A 4387-nucleotide genomic window follows, 5' to 3' on the forward strand; every position below is an offset into this window, starting at 1 on the left:
CCCGGCACGCCCCCCGGGGGAAGCTCCCGGCGCGGGCGGCGCATCCTTTATCTGGCGAGCGGGGCGCTGGCGGTTGTGCTTGGTGTCGCCTTCCTTCGCCCGCATTCCGGTGGCGGTGGCCACAGGCATGCGGCCGGCGGCGACCAGCCGGTGGCGGTGGCGACCATTGGCCGGGGCGACATGCCGGTGGTGCTGACGGAGCTGGGCACGGTGGTGCCGATCACCAACGTCACCGTGCAGTCGCGCATTGACGGCTACCTCATGCAGGTGCTGTTCACCGAGGGCCAGCACGTCCACAAGGGCGATCTGCTGGCCCTGATCGACACCCGCCCGTACGAGGTGCTGCTGGCGCAGTATGAAGGCCAGCTGGCGCAGGACGTGGCCCAGCTGGAGGCCGCGCGCGTGGACAACGCCCGCTACCAGCGCCTGATCCGCCAGGACAGCGTCGCGGCCATGACCGCGAAGGACCAGCAGTACAAGGTCGAGCAGCTGGAAGGCACGGTCAAGGCCGACCAGGCGCTGGTCGATAACGAGAAGCTGCAGATCACCTACTGCCACATCGTGGCCCCGGTCGATGGCCGCGTGGGCATCCGCGAGGTGGATATGGGCAACTACATCACCGCCGGCCAGACCAACGGCCTGGTGATCCTGACGCAGATGCAGCCGATTTCCGTCATCTTCACCCTGCCCGAAAACGACATCGGCCCCGTCGCCACCCGCCTGCGCGAGGGCACGCCGCTGCCGGTCGAGGCATGGGACAGCGCGAACCTGACCAGAATCGCCACCGGGCAGGTCAGCGTGCTGGACAGCCAGATCGACACCTCCACCGGCACGGTGCGCATGCGCGCGATCTTCGCCAATTCGCAGGAGGAACTGTTCCCCAACCAGTTCGTCAACGCCCGCCTGCTGGTCAGCACCGACCATGACGCCCTGCTGGTGCCCACCAACGCGCTGCAGACCGGCCCGAACGGGCAGTTCGTGTATGTGGTCAAGGCCGACAGCACGGTAGAGGTGCGCAACGTGAAGACCGGCCACGCCAACAACACCATGACCGTGGTGACCGACGGCGTGAAGGACGGCGAACGGGTCGTGACCGACGGCGTGGACCACCTGCGCGATGGCGTGAAGGTGACGATCCCCGACGCCACCGCCCCCGGCGCCGGGTCCGATGCCGCCCACGGCGGCCATGGGAAAAAAGGCTAGACGTGCGCGCCCGTCCGCCCGCTTCCCTGCCTGACCGCCTGCCCCTGCCGCCGCCGGAGATTGCCGCGTGAACCCCTCCCGCCTGTTCATACACCGCCCGGTCGCGACCACCCTGCTCATGCTGGCCATCCTGCTGGCGGGGCTGCTGGGGTATCATTTCCTGCCCGTCTCCGCCCTGCCGGAAGTCGAATACCCCACCATCACGGTGCAGACCTTCTATCCCGGCGCCAGCCCCGACGTGATGGCGACCTCGGTCACCGCGCCGCTGGAGACGCAGCTGGGCGAGATGTCGGGGCTGGAGCAGATGACCTCGCGCTCGTCAGGCGGGGCGTCGGTCATCACGCTGCGCTTCGGCCTGACCATGACCATGGACATTGCCGAGCAGGAGGTGCAGGCCGCGATCAACCAGGCCAATTCGCTGCTGCCCACCGACCTGCCCGCCCCACCCGTCTATGCCAAGGTCAACCCCGCCGACACCCCGGTCATGACGCTGGGCATCACGTCAAAGACGATGCCGCTGACGGAAGTGGAAGATTATGTCGATACCCGGCTGGCGGAAAAGATCAGCCAGATCTCGGGCGTGGGGCTGGTGACGCTGTCGGGCGGCAACCGCAAGGCGCTGCGGGTAAGGGTCAACATTCCCAAGCTGACCTCGTTCGGCATCGACCTTGACACGCTGCGCACGACCATCGGCAACGTCAACGTCAATTCCCCCACCGGCACGTTCGATGGCCCGCAGCGCGCGACCACGCTGCGCATCGACGGGCAGATCACCGGCGTGGACCAGCTGCTCAACCAGGTCATCGCCTACCAGAACAGCGGGCCGGTGCGCATCCGTGACGTGGCCAGCGTGGTGATCGGCCCCGAAAACACCGAACTGGCCGCATGGGCCAACCGCACCCCCGCCCTGGTCATGAACGTGCAGCGCCAGCCGGGCGCCAACGTGATCGCGGTGGTGGACAACATCAAATACGCCCTGCCGCACCTGCAGCAGTCGCTGCCGCCGGGCATCACCATCACCCCCCTGACCGACCGGACCACGACCATCCGCGCATCGGTGGAGGACGTGGAGTTCGAGCTGGGCCTGGCGCTGGTGCTGGTGGTGGGCGTGATCTTCGTGTTCCTGCGCAACGTGCCGGCAACTCTGATCCCCAGCCTGTCGGTGCCGCTGTCGCTGGTGGGGACGCTGGCGGTCATGTACCTGTTCGGCTTCTCGCTCGACAACCTCTCGCTCATGTCGCTGACCATCGCCACGGGCTTCGTGGTGGATGATGCCATCGTGATGATCGAGAACATCGCCCGCTACATCGAAATGGGCGACAGCCGCATGGAGGCGGCGCTGAAGGGCGCGGGCGAGATCGGGTTCACCATCATCTCGCTGACCGTATCGCTGATCGCGGTGCTGATCCCGCTGCTGTTCATGGGCGACGTGGTGGGCCGCCTGTTCCATGAATTCGCCATGACGCTGGCGGTCACCATCATCCTGTCCGCCGTGGTGTCGCTGACGCTGGTGCCGATGATGTGCGCGCGCCTGCTGCATGAACGCGACACGAAGCATGCCGAACCGGCATGGTCGGCCGCGGTCGAACGCTGGACGGTCGCGACCATCAATGGCTATGGCCGCGCGCTGGACGTGGTGCTGCGCCACCAGCGGCTGACGCTGGGCATATTCGGTGTGACCCTGGTGCTGACGGGCGTGCTGGCCGTGGTCATTCCCAAGGGGTTCTTCCCGGTACAGGACACGGGCGTGATCCAGGGGATCTCGGTCATGGCGCAGTCCACGTCGTTCACGGCAATGAAGCGCCACCAGCAGGAACTGGCCGACCGGATCCTGCATGACGCGGACGTGGCCAGCCTGTCCTCCTTCGTGGGGGTGGACGGGCAGAACGTGACGCTGAACCAGGGGCGCTTCCTGATCAACCTCAAGCCGGTGGACAGCCGCACCTCCACCGCGCAGGAAGTGGCCACGCGCCTGCGCGCGGAAACGGCGGACATCGCGGGGGCGGACCTGTATCTGCAGCCGGTGCAGGACCTGTCGCTCGATACCTCGGTCGCGGCGACGCAGTACCAGTTCCTGCTGGAAAACCCCGACTACAGCCAGTTCACGACATGGGTGCCGAAGTTCATCGCGCGGCTGCAGCAGGAAAAGGCCCTGTCGGACGTGACATCGGACCTGCAGGCGGCGGGGCTTGTGGCGCATGTCGACCTCGACCGCACAACCGGGGCGCGGTATTCCATCACGCCCCAGACCATCGACAACGTGCTGTATGACAGTTTTGGCCAGCGCCAGATCTCGACCATCTTCACGCAGTCCAACCAGTACCGTGTGATCCTGGAGGCAACCCCCGCCTTCCAGCAGGACATGGGATCGCTCAGCCAGATGTACCTGCCCGGCATCAGCGGCAATGCGGGCGAAAGCACGTCGGGGCCGACGCGTTCGCCCACGTCGGGGCTGGTGCCGCTGGCCTCCGTCACCACCCTGACGCAGGATACCGCGCCGCTGCTGATCACCCATGTGGGGCAGTTCCCCGCCACGACCGTCTCGTTCAACGTCAGGCCCGGCTATGCGCTGGGGGATGCGACGGATGCGATCGAACGCGCGGCAAAGGACATCAGCCTGCCATCCAGCTTCCAGACCTCGTTCCAGGGCACGGCGGCGGCGTTCCGCAGTTCGCTGTCCAACGAGGCATGGCTGGTGCTGGCCGCCCTGGTCGCGGTCTATATCGTGCTGGGCATCCTGTATGAAAGCTTCGTCCACCCCATCACCATCCTCTCCACCCTGCCCTCCGCCGGGATCGGCGCGCTGCTGGCGCTGTGGGTCACGGGGTCGGGGCTGGATGTCATGGGCATCATCGGACTCGTACTGCTGATCGGCATCGTCAAGAAGAACGCCATCATGATGATCGACTTCGCGCTGGAGGCCGAGCGGGTCGAGGGCATGTCCTCGCTGCAGTCCATCCGCCATGCCGCCCTGCTGCGCTTCAGGCCCATCCTCATGACCACGCTGGCCGCCATGCTGGGCGCCGTGCCCATGATGCTGGGCACCGGCACCGGATCCGAACTGCGCCGCCCTCTGGGCATCGCCATCGTCGGCGGCCTCGCCGTCAGCCAGCTGCTGACACTGTTCACTACGCCAGTCATCTACCTCCTCATGGATGGAATCAGCCAGAAGCTCGCGCGGCGG

General features: G+C 66.6%; 2 protein-coding genes. Both read left to right on the forward strand.

Annotated features, from left to right (window positions below; translation table 11 throughout):
• On the forward strand, positions 1-1203 hold a 1203-nt coding region (locus CFR80_RS17105; RefSeq protein ID WP_258367929.1), incomplete at its 5' end, for an MdtA/MuxA family multidrug efflux RND transporter periplasmic adaptor subunit.
• Positions 1204-1270: 67 nt separating this feature from the next.
• Positions 1271-4387, forward strand: a 3117-nt coding sequence (locus tag CFR80_RS17110) for an efflux RND transporter permease subunit (RefSeq protein ID WP_048857216.1), incomplete at its 3' end; no start/stop codon positions are given.

The sequence above is a fragment of the Komagataeibacter oboediens genome, assembly GCF_003207815.1.
Classification (GTDB): domain Bacteria; phylum Pseudomonadota; class Alphaproteobacteria; order Acetobacterales; family Acetobacteraceae; genus Komagataeibacter; species Komagataeibacter oboediens.